Origin of the sequence: Pseudomonas segetis (assembly GCF_900188155.1) — a bacterium.
In the GTDB taxonomy this organism is placed as follows: Bacteria; Pseudomonadota; Gammaproteobacteria; order Pseudomonadales; family Pseudomonadaceae; genus Aquipseudomonas; species Aquipseudomonas segetis.
Genome location: NZ_FZOG01000002.1, coordinates 558,428 through 578,389 on the forward strand (window position 1 = coordinate 558,428; position 19,962 = coordinate 578,389).

The window sequence follows — 19,962 nt, forward strand, 5'->3', positions numbered from 1 at the left end:
CCAGAACTCAGTTGAACAACGATTTGATATCCACATCGGCTTTTTCAGCCTCACTGAACTGCAACAGCTCACCGGACTTGAAGCCCATTGCCCGGGCCACCAGCACATCCGGAAATTGCTCGATGCGTACATTGTTCAGGTTGACCGCCTCGTTATACAGCTCACGGCGATCCGCAATACCGCTCTCCAGACCACTAATGCGTTGTTGCAGGTGCTGGAAGCTCTCATTGGCTTTGAGTTCGGGGTAGTTCTCGGCCAAGGCAAACAACTGCCCCAGGCCTGAACGCAGACCGGTTTCGGCCTTGCCCAGGGCGCTGACATCGCCCCGCTCGCGCGCGCTGGAGACCGCCTGGCGGGCAGCGACGACTCGCTCGAGCGTGGTGCGCTCGTGCTGCATGTATTGCTTGCAGGTATCGACCAGCTTGGGCAGTTCCTCATGACGCTGCTTGAGCATCACGTCGATATTGGCCCAGGCTTTACTGATGCTGTGTTTCAGGCGCACCAAGGCGTTGTACAAGATCACTGCGTAACCCGCGAGCAGCACTAGGATAACAATCAACACAACACTGGTGATGCTCATAAAGGATTCTCCGGAACACCGCAAAGGCGCGAGTAATGGCATTCTAGCGGCATCGAGTTACCAACACAGTGACTCAGTGCATGGGTTTTTTATAAGAATTAATCGCAACGCTCTTTACACGGAATGCAAATCTTTCGCATTATGTTATGAATTTAGAAGTGCCAACACTCATTATTTCTAACCAACTGCAAAGGATTTTGTCATGATTCGTATGCCCCTGGCCTCCGCCAGCCTACTGGCCATCGCTATCTCTCTCGCTGGCTGTGGCGAAGAAAAGGCGCCTACCACCCAGGCAGCCGCCCCTGCTGCTGAATCTAAACAAGCCACTCCAACGGCTGCTGCAGAGAAAGCCGACAACACCAATGCCTATGATGAAGCGGCTGCCAAAGCTGTTGTATCTCACTATGCAGACATCGCCTTTGCAGTGTTCAGCGACGCTGCCAGCACCGGCAAGGCACTGCACGAGGCAATCGACACCTTTCTCGCCACGCCAAACGACGCCAACCTGAAGGCTGCTCGCGAAGCCTGGGTCGCCGCACGCGTCCCTTACATGCAAAGCGAAGTCTTCCGCTTTGGTAACGCTGTGGTCGACGACTGGGAAGGCCAGCTCAATGCCTGGCCCCTGGACGAGGGCCTGATCGACTACGTTGCCAAGGACTACCAGCATGCGCTGGGCAACCCAGGTGCAACGGCCAATATCGTGGCCAACACTGAAATCCAGGTTGGTGAAGATAAAGTCGACGTCAGCAAAATCACCCCGGAAGTACTGGCCAGCCTGAATGAGCTTGGCGGCTCCGAAGCCAACGTTGCCACCGGCTACCACGCCATCGAGTTCCTGCTTTGGGGCCAAGACCTCAACGGCACCAACCCTGGCGCGGGTGATCGCCCGGCCACTGATTTCGTTGTGGGCGAAGGTGCAACGGGCGGCCATAACGAGCGTCGCCGTGAATACCTCAAAGCCGCTGCCGACCTGCTGGTCAGCGATCTCGATGAAATGGTTGGCCAATGGCAAGCCGGTGTTGCCGATAACTATCGCGCCAGCCTTGAAAAAGACAACGCCAAGAACGGCATGCGTAAAATGCTGTTCGGCATGGGCAGCTTGTCGCTGGGCGAGCTGGCTGGCGAGCGCATGAAGGTTTCCCTGGAAGCCAACTCGACTGAAGACGAGCAGGATTGCTTCAGCGACAACACCCACAATGCACACTTCTACGATGCCAAAGGTGTTCGCAACATCTACCTGGGCGAGTACAAGAAAGTTGATGGCACCATGCTGACCGGCCCAAGCCTGTCTTCGCTGGTTGCCAAGGCCGACGCAAAAACCGACGAGACTCTCAAGGCCGACCTGGCTGACACCGAAGCCAAATTGCAGGTCATGGTCGACAGCGCCAACAATGGCGAGCACTACGACCAATTGATCGCTGCTGACAACGCCAAAGGCAACCAGATCGTTCGCGATGCGATCGCGGCACTGGTCAAGCAAACTGGCGCTATCGAGCAAGCTGCTGGCAAGCTCGGCATCAGCGACCTCAACCCAGACAACGCCGATCACGAGTTCTAAGCGAAAGGCTTGTCGACAAAACCGGTGCGTTAACAGCGTACCGGTTTTTTTATGCCTGTACAGCAGCGCTTGTAACCGAATGGCCACCTTCCACCCTGCGACCGAGTGGCGCAGGCGCGGCTAAATCTTGCTGATAACGCAAATCGCTCTTATTTAAACCTCGTTGTACTGGTACTATTGCGCGCAGTTTTTCTTGGATTGATGCTGATGCCCGCGCTGCTACAACGCCCTCTCCTGCTGGCCGGCCTGGTTTTAGCCTTGGCCTTGAGCGGCTGTGAAAAGCCTGTGCAGTTCACCCAGGCCGAGCCTGGTGAAGCGCTCTCCGGTGGCAGCACCAGCGTGTCCAAGGCAGATCACAATGCCTTTTCCCAACCCTCGGCAAACCTGTCGCCGCTGCGGCGTCTGGATTTCAGTGTTGGCAACAGCTTCTTCCGAAATCCATGGGTCATTGCACCGGCCACCACAATTGCTCGTGACGGACTTGGCCCGCTGTTCAATACCAACGCCTGCCAAAACTGTCACATCAAGGACGGTCGCGGACATCCGCCCGAGCCGAATGCCGTTACCGCCACTTCAATGCTGGTGCGGTTGTCGATCCCGGCAACCACGGCTGAACAAGCGAAAATCATTGAAAAACTCGGCGTAGTTCCCGAACCGACCTACAGTGGCCAGCTGCAGGATATGGCCAACCCCGGCGTTGCTCCCGAAGGCAAGGTACGCATGGGCTATACCTTGAGCAGTGTCGAGCTAGCAGATGGCAGCAAGATTGAGCTGCGCAAACCGACATTGGCAATCACCCAGCTCGGCTACGGCCCGATGCATCCAGACACCATGTTCTCGGCACGCATCGCACCGCCGATGATTGGCCTGGGATTGCTCGAGGCCATTGCCGAGCCTGACATACTTGCCAACGCCGACCCGGACGACAGCAATGGTGACGGTATATCAGGCAGGCCCAATCAGGTTTGGGACGATGTGCGCGGCAAGACCGTACTCGGGCGTTTTGGCTGGAAAGCGGGACAACCCAACCTCAATCAACAAAACGCCCATGCCTTTGCCGGCGACATGGGCCTCACCACCAGCCTGTTGCAACACGACGATTGCACGGCGGCACAGGTCGATTGCCTGGCCGCACCCAATGGTGGCGAACCCGAAGTCAGCGACAAGTTGCTTGGCAGCATCCTGTTCTACAGCCGTAACCTGGCAGTGCCGGTTCGCCGTGACGTCGACAGCCCGCAAGTGCTCAAGGGCAAGAACCTGTTTTACCAGGCGCAGTGCAATGCCTGTCATGTGGAGAAGTTCACCACCGCTGCCGATGCAGCCGAACCTGAGCTGGCGAACCAGGCGGTCCGCCCTTTCACCGACCTGCTGCTACATGACATGGGCCCAGGTTTGTCTGACAATCGACCTGAGTTTGCCGCCACGGCACAAGAATGGCGTACTCCGCCGCTGTGGGGCATCGGCCTGACCCAAGCGGTCAATGGCCACACCCAGTTTTTGCACGACGGTCGCGCACGCAACCTGCTTGAAGCTATTGCCTGGCACGGAGGCGAGGCCGAAGCGGCCAAACAACGCGTTTTTGCCTTTAACGCCGAGGAGCGCAAGGCGCTGCTGGCCTTTCTGAATTCGCTATAGGAGCTGCACATGAATCGCTCACCTTTAACCCTCGCACTGTTGAGCGTTTTACTCGGCGCTTGCACGCCTGCTGATCCACAACAGAAAGTCACCTCTGCCCTAGCCGATGGCGTGATCCTGCCCGCCTACAGCTCCTGGGCGGAAGCCGACCAAAAGCTGGCTGCAAGTGGCCAGGCGTTTTGTGCAGGCCAGCAAGACCTGCCGCAAGCACGTGAAGCGTTTCGGGCCGCGCAAAGCGCCTGGGCGGGCCTGCAAACCGTTCTGGTCGGACCGATCACTGAAGGCAACCGAGCCTGGCAGGTACAGTTCTGGCCAGACAAAAAGAACCTTGTCGCCCGGCAAGTACAAGGTCTGCTGAAGAAATATCCACAACTCAGCGCTGCCGACCTGGAGAAATCCAGCGTTGTCGTTCAGGGCCTGACCGCCTATGAGTACATCCTCTACGACGAATCAATCGACCTGACCGATGCGCAACAGAAAAACAGCTATTGCCCCTTGATTACGGCAATCGGCAAGCACCAGCAAAAACTCTCGGCCGAGATACTGGCTGACTGGCAGGCTAAAGATGGCGTTGCCAGCCAGTTCAAGGAGTTCCCTAACCCACGCTACGCTGAAGCACCTGAGGCCTTGGCCGACGTGCTGCGCAGCCAGGTGACAGCCATTGATGTACTGAAGAAGAAACTCGGTACACCACTGGGTCGCCAAAGCAAAGGCCAGCCGCAACCCTACCAGGCAGAAGCCTGGCGCAGTAACGCAAGCCTGGCCAACATCGCCGCGACCCTGGCCAGCGCCGAACGCCTGTGGCACGGCGCCAATCAGGATGGCATGCAAAGCTTACTCGGCAGCGATCAAGACGCACTGAAAAAACGCATCGACGCCGCTTATCTCGACACTCGTCAACGTCTGGCAGCACTGCAACGCCCACTGTCCGAATTACTCAAGGAAGAAGACGGCCGCGCCGTTCTCAATGAATTCTACGACAGTCTCAATGTGCTGCACCGTTTGCACGAAGGTGAGCTGGCAAGAACCCTGGGCATCCAACTCGGTTTTAATGCCAATGACGGAGACTGAATGAAACGCAGAGCATTCCTCGGCCTAGCCGGCACCGCACTTGCAGCTAGCGCCTTCGGCGGCTGGACACTGGTCAACAACCATTCGCAACCCTTGCTGGTCTCGGCCCGTGACGGCAGCGATGGCCAGCACTACGCAGTCGGTTACCATCTCGATGGCAGCCAGGCATTCGCGACTCAGGTCAAAGAGCGCTGCCACGACGTCGTGCCGCACCCGAGCTTGCCAATGGCCCTGTTCGTTGGCCGTCGCCCAAGCACCGAGAGCTACCTGATCGACACCCGCGACGGCAAGCTGCTGCAAACCCTGACTTCGCCTGCCGACCGTCACTTCTATGGTCATGGCGCATTCCACAAGGATGGCGACTGGCTTTATGCGACGGAAAACGACACATCCGAACCCGGTCGTGGCGTCATCAGCGTGTATCGTGTGCAAGGCTCAAGGCTTGAGCGCGACCACGAACTGTCGACCCATGGTGTAGGGCCACACCAATTGCTGTGGCTGCCTGACGGAGAGACGCTGGTTGTCGCCAACGGTGGTATTCGGACCGAGGCCGAAAGCCGTGTCGACATGAACCTCGACGCCATGGAACCGAGCCTGGTCCTGCTCAGGCGCGACGGCAGTCTGATCAGCAAGGAACAGCTCCCCGAACGCATGAACAGCGTTCGCCACCTGGCAATTGCCAGCGACGGCACCATTGTCAGCGGCCAGCAGTACATGGGCGATATGGCGGATAAAGTACCCTTGCTGGCGATCAAACGCCCAGGGCAGCCATTCGAACATTTTCCCCTGGCCGAAGAACAACGCCAGGCCATGCGCCAGTACACCGCAAGCGTTGCAATCAACAGCGAGCTACGCCTGCTGGCCATGACCGCGCCACGCGGCAACCGGGTATTTATCTGGGACCTTGATAGCGGCGCGGTAAGACTCGACGCCCCGCTGCCCGATTGCGCAGGCGTTGGTGCTGTCGAGCAGGGCTTTGTGGTCAGCTCCGGTCAGGGCCGCTGCCGACTGTACGATTGCCGGGAAGAAAAAATAGCCATGCAGCCCCTGCAATTGCCCGCTGGCTTATGGGACAACCACCTGCGTATCGCCTGAACCTCGCAGCCAGGTATGGCCGTCATCACGACGGTCGTACCGCGGGACAAACACCTCAATGGCTGCGGGTATGAGCCCGATCACAGCTAGAAATCATTTGTTAATTGCAGTCTTTGACTTGCCCACGCAAGGGCACTAATGTTCGTCTTTGGCCAAAATTTAGGCCTTCCTTTATCTGCCAAGGATATGCAACATGTTGCTTCGCCGGATGCTAATAATGATAGGCGTGGTTGTGCTTGTGGTGCTCGCGCTGGGCGGCTACAAGGGCTACACCATCTACCAGCAAATACAAATGTTCTCAGCACCCAAGCCGGCGATCAGTGTCAGCGCCAGCCCTGTGGAAGAACTCCCCTGGCAGCAGCGGATTCCCGCGATTGGCACGCTCAAGGCAATTCAAGGCGTCGACCTGACCGTCGAAGTCAGCGGCATTGTCCAGGACCTGCTGTTCAATTCAGGCGAGCAGGTCAAGCAGGGCCAGGCACTGGTACAAATGAATAGCGATGTCGAGACTGCAAATCTGGCGACCGCCAAAGCAGACCTTGATCTTGCGCGCGTGGAATTTGCGCGCGGTAAAAAACTGGTCGCGCAACAGAACCTGTCGAAAAGTGAATACGACCGACTCGCGGCAGAGAACGCCAAGGCCAATGCCAGCGTTGCCCAGCTCGAAGCCTTGTTGGCGAAAAAGCGCATCCTTGCCCCCTTTAGCGGAACCATAGGTATCCGCCAGGTGGATGTGGGCGACTTCCTCTCATCAGGTACTTATATCGCCACCTTGCAGAACACCTCGCAACTGTATCTGGACTTCTTCCTGCCTGAGCAGGACGTACCCGAGATTGCGCTTGGGCAGGCTATCGACTTCAAGGTCGCGGCATATCCAGAGCAGGATTTCAGTGCAACCATTTCCGCCATCAACCCTAAAGTAGAGGACAGCACACGCAACGTTCAGGTCCGGGCGACCCTGAACAATCCGGACAACAAACTGTTGCCGGGCATGTTCGCCAACCTGCAGCTGCTGCTGGCTGACAACAGCGCGCAAAAAATCGTGCCTGAAACAGCGGTGACCTACACCCTCTACGGCAATTCGGTATACGTGGTCGCCGAAAAGAAAGACGAACAGGGCAATTTGGTCAAGGAAGAGGATGGCAAGCCTCAACTGGTTGCCCAGCGCCGCGTGGTTGAAACCGGCGAGCGACGCGATGGCAAGGTCATCATTCTCAAAGGCCTGCAGGCCGGGGAGCAAGTGGTGACCTCAGGCCAGCTCAAGCTCGATAACGACGCGCACATAAAGATCGTCGACCCATCTCCAGCTGCGGCCAGCACGCCTGGCGCCGAACAATAAGCGGCGCCTAGCCCAAGGAATAGACATGGCTTTTACTGACCCCTTTATCCGGCGCCCAGTGTTGGCGACCGTGGTCAGTTTGTTGATCATCCTGCTTGGTTTGCAGGCGTTCAATAAACTGACTATCCGTGAATACCCGCAACTCGAAAACGCGCTGATCACAGTCACCACCTCCTACCCCGGGGCGAATGCCGAGACGATCCAGGGCTACATTACCCAGCCCTTGCAGCAGAGCCTGGCCAGCGCCGAGGGTATTGACTACATGACCTCGGTGAGTCGCCAGAACTTCTCGGTAATTTCGATTTACGCGCGTATTGGGTCTGACAGCGACCGCCTGTTTACCGAACTGCTGGCCAAGGCCAACGAGGTCAAGAACCAGTTGCCACAAGAAGCCGAGGACCCGGTGCTGTCGAAGGAGGCGGCTGACGCCTCGGCGCTGATGTACGTGAGTTTCTACAGTGATGAACTGACCAACCCGCAAATCACCGATTACCTGTCACGCGTCATCCAGCCGAAACTGGCGACGCTGCCGGGCATGGCCGAAGCCGAAATCCTTGGCAACCAGGTGTTTGCCATGCGCTTGTGGCTCGACCCGGTAAAAATGGCGGCTTATGGCATCACCGCCGGTGATGTGAACAGCGCAGTGCGCAAGTACAACTTCCTGTCCGCCGCTGGCGAGGTCAAAGGCGAGTACGTGGTCACCAGCATTAATGCCGAGACCGACCTGAAAACGGTTGAAGGCTTTTCTAAAATCCCCCTGAAAACCGTTGGCGATAGCCGGGTCCTGATCGGTGATGTTGCACGTGTCGAGATGGGCGCTGAAAACTACGACTCAATCAGCTCATTCGATGGCATTCCCTCGGTCTACATCGGCATCAAAGGCACGCCAAGCGCTAACCCGCTGGACGTGATCAAGGAAGTGCGCAAGATCATGCCGTCGCTTGAGGCGCAGTTGCCCCCCAACCTCAAGGTCTCGATCGCCTACGACGCCACGCTGTTTATCCAGGCGTCGATTGACGAAGTGGTAAAGACCCTTGGCGAAGCCATCCTGATCGTCATCATCGTGGTATTCCTGTTCCTCGGCGCGCTGCGTTCGGTGTTGATTCCGGTGATCACCATCCCGCTGTCGATGATTGGCGTGTTGTTTTTCATGCAGATCATGGGCTACTCGATCAACCTGCTGACGCTACTGGCGATGGTGCTCGCGATTGGCCTGGTGGTCGACGATGCGATTGTCGTGGTGGAAAACATCCACAGGCATATCGAGGAAGGTAAAACCCCGTTTGATGCAGCGATTGAAGGCGCGCGCGAAATTGCCGTGCCAGTGGTCTCAATGACCATCACCCTGGCTGCGGTCTATGCCCCTATCGGCTTCCTCACAGGCCTCACGGGAGCGCTATTTAAAGAGTTTGCCCTGACCCTGGCAGGCGCGGTGATCATCTCCGGCATCGTCGCCCTGACGCTGTCGCCGATGATGTGCTCTAAACTGCTGCGTCACGAAGAAAAGCCCAGCGGCCTGACCCACAAGCTGGACAGGATCTTCGATGCCCTGAAGAACCGTTACCAGCGCAGCTTGCACAGCACCCTCGAGACCCGCGCTGTAGTACTGGTCTTTGCGATCATCGTCATGTGCCTGATTCCGGTGCTGCTCAAGTTCACCAAAAACGAACTGGCGCCCGAAGAGGATCAAAGCATCATCTTCATGTTTTCCAATGCTCCACAACCGACCAACCTTGATTACCTGAACAAATACACCGATCAGTTCCTGCCGATCTTCAAGGACATTCCGGAGTACAACTCCTGGTTCCAGATCAACGGTTTCAATGGTGTGCAGTCGGGTATTGGCGGCTTCCAGTTGACGCCCTGGGACCAACGCTCACGCACTCAAATGGAGTTGCTGCCCGAAGTACAGGCCAAGCTCGACCAGATCCCGGGCTTGCAGGTATTCGCCTTCAACCTGCCTTCCTTGCCAGGCACAGGCGATGGCTTGCCCTTCCAGTTCGTAGTCAACACGCCAAATGATTACGAGTCGCTGCTGGCGGTGACCGACAAGATCAAAAAGCGTGCAGAGGAATCCGGCAAATTTGCCTTTCTCGATGTTGACCTGGCCTTCGACAAGCCAGAAGTTGTGGTCGATATCGACCGCGAAAAAGCCGCGCAGATGGGCGTATCGATGGAGGACATCGGCACTGCCCTTTCCAGCCTGCTCGGCGAAGGCGAGATCAACCGCTTTACCATCGAGGGTCGCAGCTACAAGGTTATTGCACAAGTCGAGCGGGCTTACCGCGATAACGCCAACTGGCTGAGCAGTTACTACGTCAAAAGTGAAAGTGGCGAGCTGTTACCCTTGTCCACGCTGATCAAAGTCAGTGATCGCGCACGACCAACCCAGCTCAACCAGTTCCAGCAGCTCAACTCGGCCATCATCCAGGGCTTTCCGATTGTCAGCATGGGCGAGGCCATCGACACGGTGCGCCAGATCGCCGAGGAAGAAGCCCCGGCAGGCTACTCATTCGACTATGCCGGCTCTGCACGACAGTACATTCAGGAAGGCACTGCGCTCTATGCAACCTTCGGCATCGCCCTGGCGCTGATCTTCCTGGTACTGGCGGCACAATTCGAGAGTTTCCGCGACCCGCTGGTGATCATGGTCACGGTTCCGCTGTCGATCTGTGGCGCATTAGTACCGTTGTTTCTCGGGCTATCGAGTATGAACATCTACACCCAGGTGGGTTTGGTGACCTTGATCGGATTGATCACCAAGCACGGCATCTTGATCGTAGAGTTTGCCAACCAGTTGCGCCGCGAAAAAGGCATGTCGCGCCGCCAGGCCATTGAAGAGGCGGCCTCGATTCGCCTACGGCCAGTGTTGATGACCACCGCTGCCATGGTCTTCGGCATGGTGCCACTGATTCTGGCAACAGGTGCAGGCGCCGTGAGCCGGTTTGATATCGGCCTGGTGATTGCCACGGGCATGACCGTAGGCACCCTGTTCACCCTGTTCGTGCTGCCTTGCGTATATACGCTCATTGCTCACCCTGACACGAAAGCTGATACCACTGGTGAGCAAGCGCCAGTCACAACCTGAGCCAAACCTTAGGCCCAAGCCCGCAAAAGCCCTGCATTCGCAGGGCTTTTTGTTTGCCACGGACCTGGTATCAAGCCGGTCTAGCGCATGCCTTGTGACATGCCAAACATAAATAGCAGCAAGTCGCCGTCAGGCTTTTCCGGCGTGTCCGCCCGCTGGCTGGCCGGCAATGGGCAATAGCCCTGGCTGAAGCCGGTAATGACTTGCGGGCTGCTTTCATTCCAGGCGGCAAATGCCACGGACGTGACCCCCAAGGCACCGGCCAGGAACAAACCTCGAGCAAATTCTAACTTCATTACTGCAACCTCTTGATAGCGCTGCCAAACGCTGTTTTCTTACCCTAGAACAGCTAGCGAAATCTTGTCAGCTTATGCGACAAGCGGTCGGCGCAAGATTGCAGCAGCCAGATGCTGACTCAAGCCAGGGTTCGAACCTTGTCGCCCGTGATTGGTTCCATCACCTGGTTGATATTCACCTTTAGCTTGTGAAAAACCTGTCAATTTCGAATCCAAGGAAAGCATTTCCTCAGTTTATCGATCAATGGTTAAGGAATTTCAGGCAAAAAAAACCCCGCGACAAGCGCGGGGTTTTCGGTAGGGAGCTGGATTACATCATGCCGCCCATGCCACCCATACCACCCATGCCGCCCATATCAGGCATTGCAGGGGCTTTGTCGTCAGCTACTTCAGCGATCATCGCTTCGGTAGTGATCATCAGGCTGCCGATAGAGGAAGCCGCTTGCAGCGCCGAACGAGTCACCTTGGCTGGATCGAGGATACCCATTTCGATCATGTCGCCGTACACGCCAGTCGCAGCGTTGTAACCGTAGTTACCTTCGCCTTGCTTGACCTTGTCGACTACAACGCTTGGCTCGTCACCGGCGTTGGCAACGATCTGACGCAGTGGCGCTTCAACCGCGCGACGCAGCAGAGCGATACCAACGTTCTGGTCATCGTTGTCGCCTTTGAGGTCAACGATAGCCTGCAGAGCGCGAACCAGTGCCACGCCACCGCCAGGAACCACGCCTTCTTCAACCGCAGCACGGGTAGCGTGCAGGGCGTCTTCAACGCGGGCCTTCTTCTCTTTCATTTCAACTTCGGTACCAGCGCCGACCTTGATTACCGCAACACCGCCAGCCAGTTTGGCCAGACGCTCTTGCAACTTCTCTTTGTCGTAGTCCGAAGAAGTGTCTTCAACCTGCTTGCGGATCTGAGCAACGCGGGCTTCGATATCAACCTGCTGGCCAGCACCGTCGATGATGGTGGTGTTTTCTTTGCTCAGGATTACGCGCTTGGCGTTACCCAGGTGCTCAAGGGTAGTGCCTTCAAGGCTCAGGCCCACTTCTTCGGAGATCACAGTACCGCCAGTCAGGATCGCGATGTCCTGCAGCATGGCTTTACGACGGTCACCGAAGCCTGGTGCCTTGACAGCTGCAACCTTCACGATACCGCGCATGTTGTTCACAACCAGAGTCGCCAGGGCTTCGCCTTCAACGTCTTCGGCAACGATCAGCAGCGGACGACCTGCCTTGGCAACAGCTTCCAGCACCGGCAGCATTTCGCGGATGTTGGAGATCTTCTTGTCGACCAGCAGGATCAGTGGGGTTTCAAGCTCAGCTACCATGGTGTCTGGCTTGTTGATGAAGTATGGCGACAGGTAGCCACGGTCGAACTGCATGCCTTCTACAACAGACAGTTCGTTTTCCAGGCCCGAGCCTTCTTCAACAGTGATCACGCCTTCTTTACCGACTTTTTCCATGGCTTCGGCAATGATGTCGCCGATGGAGTTGTCGGAGTTGGCCGAAATAGTACCAACCTGGGCAATGGCTTTGGTGTCAGCGCAAGGCTTGGACAGGCTCTTCAGCTCTTTGACAATGGCGATGGTCGCCTTGTCGATGCCGCGCTTGAGGTCCATTGGGTTCATGCCAGCAGCGACAGCCTTGAGGCCTTCGTTGACGATGGCTTGAGCCAGTACAGTTGCAGTGGTTGTACCGTCGCCTGCAGCGTCGTTCGCTTTGGAGGCTACGTCTTTAACCAGCTGAGCGCCCATGTTTTCGAAGCGATCTTTAAGCTCGATTTCTTTGGCAACGGACACGCCGTCCTTGGTGATGGTTGGAGCGCCAAAGCTCTTTTCCAGAACCACGTTACGGCCTTTAGGGCCCAGTGTTGCTTTAACAGCGTCAGCCAGGACGTTTACACCGGCGAGCATTTTTTTACGAGCGGAGTCGCCGAACTTAACTTCTTTAGCAGCCATGGAAATGCTTCCTCAATTCTTGACGGTTAAACGGAGATTCGTGGAAATCAGGCTTCAACAACAGCCAGGATTTCGCTTTCACCCATTACCAACAGGTCTTCGCCATCAACTTTGACGGTGTTGCTACCGGAGTAAGGGCCGAACACAACCTTGTCACCAACCTTGACGGCCAGTGCACGAACTTCGCCGTTGTCCAGTACGCGACCAGTGCCTACGGCAACGATCTCGCCTTGATTAGGCTTTTCTGCAGCGGAACCTGGCAGCACGATACCGCCAGCGGTTTTGGTTTCTTCTTCGCTGCGGCGAATCACTACGCGGTCATGCAGAGGACGAAGCTTCATTGTCGATCTCTCCCAATAGATTGTTTTATCAGCCGGTGTCGTCACCGACGGTTAGCAAAGTCCGGCGTTGCCGGTAGCGCTGCGCGATGCGCAACGCTGAAGTCTGTTCTGTCTGTAATGACAGAAAACCTTGCGGTGTCTGGTACATGTGGGCGTAAAAGAGGATTTCAAGGGCGCCAAGTAATTTTTTTTACAATAAACCCGGCACTTACAGGCCTCGGCGGGCGCCTGCTGTCGCCTTGAATAGCCTGGATCGACAACTGATACCAGCAAGTAAAAGCCCGCGCTGAGCGCGGGCCGGTTTTCATACAGACGACGCTGGCACTGGATTAGTCGCGACGCTCATATTCGCCTTCAAGCACATTGGGACGCGAGCCACCTGGACGTTGTGCCGCAGCCAGGTCATCAGCAAATGCACGCTGGCGCGCGGCTTGTTCAGCTGCCCGAGCGCGGATTTTTCCAACGAAGATGCGGCGCGTGAACGGAACCAAGCAAAGCAGGCCAAAAATATCGCTGATAAAACCTGGCAGCAGCAGCAAGCCACCACCGACGGCAATCATCAAGCCTTCAAGGACTTCCTGCTCCGGCAGCTCACCACGGGCCAGTCGTTCGCGGGCGCGAAATGCCGTGGCAATCCCGGCGACACGAAGAAGAATGCTACCCAGTACGGCAGAGCCGACTACCAGCAAAATGGTCGGTATCGCACCAATGGCGCCACCCACCTTGATCAATACGGCCAGCTCTATGAGCGGGAATAAAAGAAATAGAAACAAAAAAGCACGCATCGGAGTTTCCTTAACGGAAGAACAGCTTCCTGTAGGGATGAAGTATGGGTTGGCGCACTTAATTCAAGCTTAAGCAGGATTTTTTCCCGGCCATTCATCGGCATGAGCCAGTGCCACCAAGGCCTGGCGCACCGCTCCAGCAGTGTTACAAATTGTTGGAAAGGCCAACCAATAGATACTTTTGCCGATACGCAGGTGAAAACCCTCGCTATCAATCCCCACCAACTGGGCCGGGGTGCTGGTCGGCAAACCCGCGAGTTCGACATAGTGCGCAATGGCTTTGCTGTGATCGGCATTCATATGCTCGAGCATGCCCTGCTCTGCTTCCCCGGCAAAGGCGTTGTCTAGGGTCACTTGGTCAATCCAGTGGATCGCACCAAAACCGCCAATGTAGCGGCTCCTTAGCGGCTCAAGGCGCCAAAAGTCAAAGTCATGGGCACGATGATAATCCGCAGAATCGGGGAAATAGCGATAATAGCGCGCAGCAGCGACCTCAATTGACCGTGGATCTTCCAACTTGCGGGCCTCGGCCAAGAGCGTCAGTCGCCCGGCGGCCTGAACATCGTCAGCCTCGCGCTCGCCAACCAGTAGCGAACATTTTGGATCACGCTGCAGATTGTGGGTGTGCTGGGCAATCCGGCTGATCAGGATCAGGGGATAACCCTGCGCATCCAGGCAATAAGGCACCACGGAGCCGAAAGGAAAACCAGGCATGCTCTTGGAATGCGTCGAGATTACGCCCCGGTATTCCTTGAGCAGCAATTCTCGGGCATGCTTAGCCGCGCTCACGCTCATTAAATGACTCCCTGCTGATAATTCGTCAAAAACAGCACTGACCAAGCAGCCACTCGCCCTTAGGCGCGAGCCAGCCTGTTTCAACCAGTGCTAGATATCCGCTGAATCGGACAGTTTACGCGCTGCCGCCCAGGTTATTCAGTAGATTTCATAGGTCGAACACTCCAGTCGCCTGTGTCTAAAGCTAACAAGCGACGCCAGCAGGGGTCTACAGAACACTTTTCAAGAGGGTAATCCATGCAACTGCAAGACAAAGTCATCATCATCACCGGCGGCTGCCAGGGCCTGGGACGCGCCATGGGTGAATACCTGGCAAGCAAGGGCGCCAAACTGGCATTGGTCGACCTCAACCAAGAACGCCTCGATGAGGCCGTCGCGGCATGCAAGGCACTGGGCACAGAGGCTCGCTCGTACCTGTGCAACGTCGCTAATGAAGAACAGGTCACGCACATGGTCAGCCAGGTGGCTGAAGACTTTGGCGCCATCAATGGTTTGGTTAACAACGCCGGAATCCTGCGCGACGGCCTGACCGTCAAAGTCAAAGACGGCGAGATGAGCAAAATGAGCCTGGCGCAGTGGCAAGCCGTTATCGACGTCAACCTCACGGGCGTGTTCCTCTGCACCCGTGAAGTTGCAGCCAAGATGATCGAGTTCAAGAATCAAGGCGCGATCATCAACATCTCGTCGATTTCACGCGCAGGCAACATGGGCCAGGCCAACTACTCGGCCGCCAAGGCTGGTGTGGCTGCTGACACCGTGGTCTGGGCCAAAGAACTGGCGCGCTACGGCATTCGTGTGGCGGGCGTTGCGCCTGGCTTTATTGAAACCGAGATGGTTGCCAGCATGAAGCCTGAAGCACTGGAGAAGATGACCTCGGGCATTCCGCTACGCCGCCTGGGCAAGCCGGATGAAATCGCCCACTCAGTGGCCTACATTCTCGAAAACGATTACTACACAGGTCGAATTCTCGAGCTTGATGGCGGCCTGCGCCTCTGATCGCAAGCAAGCCCACTGGCGTTATGGAAAAGCCCCGCATGCGGGGCTTTTTACTTGCATCGAGGATAATTACCAGCCGACGCCAAACCCCAGGCTGTAACGGGTTTCATCCAGTTCGCTCTCGGAGTCGCCACCACTGACCAGGTCCTTCTCGGCCTTCATATTGAGCGAGGCCCAGTCAGTCACCTTGTAGCGCAGCCCCACTTCGGCATCGAAGGTGTATTCCGCTACGTTATCAAGCGGTTTGCCGACCTCGCCCGTAGTAAAGAACTCGACCGCTTTACCCAGTAAATAACGGTTGTAGTCCCACTTGCCGCTGATGGCGTAGAAATTAGACTCGTCGCCGTTGGCATACTCGTAATCGGTACGGTTGACCAAGCCGGCAACCGAGAACGCGCCCAACTCGTCATCCCAGAACTGGTAACCGGGACCGGTACCGACGGTGCGCTGACGCTCCAGGTCTTCGACCTTGTCACGCTTGTACTCAAGTCGCCCCTGCCAGAACCAGTGCTCATCAAGGAAGCGGTCGAGTGCATACTCGGCATCCCAGTTGTCGGTTGTCACTACATGATCCGACAGTTCCCGGTTATAGCCGGCAGTCGCATTGTGTCGCCAGCGACCGTGGCGGGCCTGGGTTTTCAGGTCCAGGTCGTAATCGTCGGTGTCGCTCTCTGAGCGCTTGAAATCGAAGGCTGCATCGATATTACCCCGCCACGTCAAGTCTTCGACAACCGGCTTGGGTTTCATTATCTGACTGATGCTCGCCAACTCAACGGTGCGAGGTGCCTCACCATTGACCAGCACTACTTGCCCCTCCTCGCCAGCACGCAATGACTTTGCGCGTTCGCCAGTGGTGTCGTCTTCCTTGACCAGCAGCTCACGATCGCTTTCCAGCGTCTTGACCTTGCTCCAGGCCAACGGAATAGCTCCGCCATAATCGGTTTGCAGGAGTAGTTTGTTGCCGTCAAAGAATTTGATTGTCCCGGTTAGGCGATCACCGTTTTTTAGCCAGACGGTATCGGCCAAAAGTGGGGATGCGACCAATGACAAGCTGAGGCTCAATAAGGTACGAAAAACGCTTTGTGAAAACATAGTTGGACTATGACTGCTCGGATTCTAGAAAAGTCGCGCATTATCTACATCCACGACACCTGAACAAGCACTGACCGGGCTTTTACAGCCAAGTTCAGGATTTTCCGATCAAATGACTCGGGTATTGCCTACCAACCCACGCCCACGCCTATGAGAAAACTCTCGTCACTGTTATCACCCGCCTGCGCTTCAATTCGGTCAAGCTCATACAAAATCGACAACCGTGCCCAGTCATTGAGGCGATAGCGCAGACCCACCTCGCCTTCCGATACATAGTCAATTTCACTGATTTCAGGGAAATGGATTTCTGCGTTGGTGTAGAACTCCAGCCGGGTCCCCCACAACAGGCGTTTGTAATCCCAAACCACTGAGTAGGTGCGAAAGCTCAAGTCGCCACCCGGATAATCGAACTTGATGCGATTGACCTGCCCAATCAAATCAAAGCGCCCCAGGGAATCATCCCAGAACCGGTAGCCTGGACCGGTGCCAATGATTTGCTGCTTTTCGACAAACTCAATGTGGTCGACCTGCTGTTCACCACCAATACGCCAAAACCAATGCTCGGTCAGAAAACGGTCGATGTCGTATTCAAGATCCCAGTTGTCATCGGTTACCCGGCCATTTTTCGTCTCGCGCTGAAACTCGCCATTCATGACCTGCCGCCAGCGACCTTGCTCGATCCGGGTATCGCCCTTGAGTTTGAACTCATCGGAATTATCGTCCTTGCGCTGCAGGTCGAGCTTGGCGTCCAGATTACCTTCCCAGGTAAAGTCTTCGAGGAACTCACGGGGCGGAACCAAGCGCGTGACACTGGCCAGCGGCACGGTTTCAGTGGTGCCATCAGTGATGCGCACCATCCCCTTGCCAGCTGCGGCAAGGCGTTCGCTGTGCTTGCTGTCCAGGCCATGGCGTCGGATTAACAGTGGCTGCTCGGCGCTTAGTGTTTCGATATCAGACCAGTTGATTAATACTTGGCCTGCATACTTGGTCTTTAACGACAATTTCCCGCCCTCGAGCAGAATAATTTTGCCGCTGATGCGGTCACCATTATTCAGCCAGACCGTATCGGCCATAAGCGGCGTAGCAACCCCCAATGAGATTAAGAGCAAACAGGTACGCAGCCACATGATTGATCACCCAGACATTGGACAGGTTAAATCAGCCAAGGATGCCGCCTTGCCATCATCCAAGGCAAGCCAACAAGAGCGGCGAACGGCGCTGTATACCGTCTTGGCGCAAATTCCCGAGGGCTGCGTGGTCAGCTATGGCCAGTTGGCCGAGCTCGCCGGCTTGGGGCGGGCCGCGCGCTGGGTTGGCAGCACCCTGAGCAAACTGCCCGACGGCAGCACCTTGCCCTGGCATCGCGTGGTGGCAGCCGGGGGCAGACTGAGCTTGAGTGCAGGCAGCCATAGTGGAGCGGAGCAACGTGCCAGATTGCGTGCAGAAGGCATAACAATTCGAGGAGAAAAGGTGGATATCCGACGGCACGGCTGGCGTCCAATGGAGCACAGCGGTTAGAGTGCGCCCTTTGTTATGTATTTCTCTAGGCTGAAACCTGCCCAATGCCTCAAAAAAGCTGGCGCGAAGCACTCGCCGCCTACTCTAGCCCCTCGACCCTGGTACTGCTGCTGCTTGGCTTCGCTGCCGGCATGCCCTACATGCTGGTATTTTCCACGCTCTCGGTATGGCTGCGTGAAGCTGGTGTCGCTCGTGAAACCATCGGTTTTGCCAGCCTGATAGGCTTGGCGTACGCCTTCAAATGGGTCTGGTCCCCTTTGCTCGACCAGTGGAGCCTTCCGCTGCTTGGAAGACTTGGGCGTCGCCGCTCGTGGCTGGTGCTCTCACAGTTGTTGATCGTGGTCGGCATGGCCGGCATGGCCATGTGCGACCCGCAAACCCGCCTGACCTGGTTGATTGCGCTGGCGGTACTGGTCGCGTTCGCCTCAGCCACCCAGGATATTGCAGTCGACGCCTACCGCCTGGAGATCGTCGACGACAGCCGCCAGGCTGCCCTGGCCGCCAGTTACATGGCTGGCTACCGCGTGGCATCACTGCTGGCAACTGCTGGCGCCCTGTATTTTGCAGAAGGCTTCGGCTCAACCACACAGCTTTACCAGTTCAGCGCCTGGTCGAGCACTTACCTCGTGTTTGCCCTGCTGATGGTGCCTGCGCTTATTACCAGCCTGTGGATGCGCGAACCTGATGTGCCGATCCGCACACAGATGGCTGCCGCACGTTATGGTTTTAGCCATCAGATTGCCTCGGTACTGGTGCTGATTGTGCTGCTTGTTTCAGTACCGGCAATGTTCACCCAGCTCTATAACACCGACTTCGCCAGCGTTATATCGGGCCAGATGAGCATGCTTGACTTGCTGCTCACCGACCGGGCATTTCTACGGGCCCTGCTCTATACCATCCTCACCACCCTGTGCCTGTCGACCATGGGCCGTCGCAGCCTGGCGCCGGTACTGACCCCAATCAACGACTTTGCCATGCGCTACCGCTGGCAGGCCTTTGTCTTGCTTGGCCTGATTGCCACCTATCGCATGTCCGACACCGTGATGGGCGTGATGGCTAACGTGTTCTATATCGACCAGGGCTTCACCAAGGACCAGATCGCCGGTGTCAGCAAATTGTTCGGCTTGGTCATGACCCTGCTGGGCGCCGGCTTTGGCGGGTTGCTGATCGTACGCTTCGGGATTCTACCTATCCTGTTTATCGGCGGAGCCGCCTCGGCAGCCACCAACCTGCTGTTTCTCATGCTTGCAGGCATGGGCGCGAACCTGAACATGCTGATCATTACCATATCAGCCGATAACTTCAGTGCCGGGCTCGCCACGGCGGCATTCGTTGCCTATTTATCCAGCCTGACCAACCTCAAGTTCTCGGCGACCCAATATGCCTTGCTCAGCTCCATCATGCTGCTCTTGCCGCGACTGATCGGTGGCTACTCCGGGGTTATGGTCGAAAAATTTGGCTACCCGCACTTCTTCCTGATTACCTCGTTAATGGGTGTGCCAACGCTATTTCTGATCCTCATCCAATGGCGCCGTGATGGCTCACAACCCCATGGCGACTCGCACGCACCTGCCCAAACGCCCCAGGCGCCTGGTTCGACCAAGCAAGCCTGACGCCCACCCCAAAGCCGCGTCTGCCGACAACAGCAAACGCACTTTAGTAACAAATTAAGGGTTAACTACGGCGATATCACCTAAAAGTGGTGGTATCGTTGGGGGCTTGCTTGAAATTTTTACCAGGGCTACCAAGCCCTAATAATAATGAAACCAGCACCTTACTTGACGAAGCCGCAGCAATGCTGATTTTGCTGCATGGC

Annotated in this window: 17 protein-coding genes; 9 read left to right on the plus strand and 8 right to left on the minus strand. The window is 56.5% G+C overall.

The features are described 5' to 3' along the window. Positions 1-7 precede the first annotated feature (7 nt). Positions 8-580, minus strand: coding sequence for a LemA family protein (locus CHB79_RS08460; protein ID WP_089359566.1), 573 nt, complete (start codon positions 578-580; stop codon positions 8-10). Positions 581-782: 202 nt separating this feature from the next. Between CHB79_RS08460 and CHB79_RS08465 the strand changes: the two genes are divergently transcribed. The 6 genes from CHB79_RS08465 to CHB79_RS08490 all read left to right on the plus strand — a co-directional run bounded on the left by CHB79_RS08465 (position 783) and on the right by CHB79_RS08490 (position 10,366). Beyond that, complete coding sequence (locus CHB79_RS08465) at positions 783-2,138, plus strand: imelysin family protein (protein WP_089359567.1); 1,356 nt, start codon at positions 783-785, stop codon at positions 2,136-2,138. A gap of 207 nt (positions 2,139-2,345) precedes the next feature. Then, positions 2,346-3,773, plus strand: coding sequence for a di-heme oxidoreductase family protein (locus CHB79_RS08470; RefSeq protein ID WP_089359949.1), 1,428 nt, complete (start codon positions 2,346-2,348; stop codon positions 3,771-3,773). Between the two features lie 9 nt (positions 3,774-3,782). After that, on the plus strand, positions 3,783-4,844 hold the full coding sequence (locus CHB79_RS08475) for an imelysin family protein (protein ID WP_089359568.1): 1,062 nt from the start codon (positions 3,783-3,785) through the stop codon (positions 4,842-4,844). Next, positions 4,845-5,939, plus strand: a complete 1,095-nt coding sequence (locus CHB79_RS08480; protein ID WP_010486236.1) for a DUF1513 domain-containing protein — start codon at positions 4,845-4,847, stop codon at positions 5,937-5,939. A gap of 193 nt (positions 5,940-6,132) precedes the next feature. Next, positions 6,133-7,278 (plus strand): efflux RND transporter periplasmic adaptor subunit, encoded by a 1,146-nt coding sequence (locus CHB79_RS08485; RefSeq protein ID WP_010486234.1) that lies wholly within the window; start codon positions 6,133-6,135, stop codon positions 7,276-7,278. Between the two features lie 25 nt (positions 7,279-7,303). Beyond that, positions 7,304-10,366 (plus strand): multidrug efflux RND transporter permease subunit, encoded by a 3,063-nt coding sequence (locus tag CHB79_RS08490; RefSeq protein ID WP_089359569.1) that lies wholly within the window; start codon positions 7,304-7,306, stop codon positions 10,364-10,366. A gap of 80 nt (positions 10,367-10,446) precedes the next feature. Here the strand turns inward: CHB79_RS08490 and CHB79_RS08495 are convergent, their stop codons facing one another. From CHB79_RS08495 to CHB79_RS08515, 5 genes are all read right to left on the minus strand, one after another. Then, positions 10,447-10,662, minus strand: a complete 216-nt coding sequence (locus tag CHB79_RS08495; protein ID WP_010486231.1) for a hypothetical protein — start codon at positions 10,660-10,662, stop codon at positions 10,447-10,449. A gap of 310 nt (positions 10,663-10,972) precedes the next feature. Continuing rightward, positions 10,973-12,619, minus strand: a complete 1,647-nt coding sequence (gene groL / locus CHB79_RS08500) for a chaperonin GroEL (RefSeq protein ID WP_089359570.1) — start codon at positions 12,617-12,619, stop codon at positions 10,973-10,975. Between the two features lie 47 nt (positions 12,620-12,666). Further along, positions 12,667-12,960, minus strand: a complete 294-nt coding sequence (locus CHB79_RS08505; RefSeq protein WP_010486228.1) for a co-chaperone GroES — start codon at positions 12,958-12,960, stop codon at positions 12,667-12,669. Between the two features lie 329 nt (positions 12,961-13,289). Then, positions 13,290-13,745, minus strand: coding sequence for an FxsA family protein (locus CHB79_RS08510; RefSeq protein WP_010486226.1), 456 nt, complete (start codon positions 13,743-13,745; stop codon positions 13,290-13,292). Positions 13,746-13,814: 69 nt separating this feature from the next. After that, complete coding sequence (locus CHB79_RS08515) at positions 13,815-14,540, minus strand: HugZ family pyridoxamine 5'-phosphate oxidase (RefSeq protein ID WP_089359571.1); 726 nt, start codon at positions 14,538-14,540, stop codon at positions 13,815-13,817. A gap of 237 nt (positions 14,541-14,777) precedes the next feature. On the opposite strand from CHB79_RS08515, the gene CHB79_RS08520 reads away from it, so the two are divergent. Continuing rightward, positions 14,778-15,536 (plus strand): SDR family oxidoreductase, encoded by a 759-nt coding sequence (locus CHB79_RS08520; protein WP_089359572.1) that lies wholly within the window; start codon positions 14,778-14,780, stop codon positions 15,534-15,536. Positions 15,537-15,605: 69 nt separating this feature from the next. Here CHB79_RS08520 and CHB79_RS08525 read toward each other — a convergent pair whose 3' ends face one another. Then, complete coding sequence (locus CHB79_RS08525) at positions 15,606-16,628, minus strand: DUF481 domain-containing protein (protein WP_089359573.1); 1,023 nt, start codon at positions 16,626-16,628, stop codon at positions 15,606-15,608. 128 nt (positions 16,629-16,756) lie between these two features. Continuing rightward, entirely contained in the window at positions 16,757-17,755 is a 999-nt protein-coding gene (locus CHB79_RS08530) for a DUF481 domain-containing protein (RefSeq protein WP_010486219.1), read from the minus strand. Between CHB79_RS08530 and CHB79_RS08535 the strand changes: the two genes are divergently transcribed. Both CHB79_RS08535 and CHB79_RS08540 read left to right on the plus strand, forming a co-directional pair. After that, a complete protein-coding gene (locus CHB79_RS08535) occupies positions 17,754-18,146 on the plus strand; it encodes an MGMT family protein (protein ID WP_010486217.1) in 393 nt (130 codons plus the stop codon). The genes CHB79_RS08530 and CHB79_RS08535 overlap by 2 nt on opposite strands. A gap of 44 nt (positions 18,147-18,190) precedes the next feature. Beyond that, positions 18,191-19,759: an AmpG family muropeptide MFS transporter gene (locus CHB79_RS08540; protein ID WP_010486216.1), complete on the plus strand. Its 1,569-nt coding sequence runs from the start codon at positions 18,191-18,193 to the stop codon at positions 19,757-19,759. The last annotated feature ends 203 nt before the right edge of the window (positions 19,760-19,962 follow it).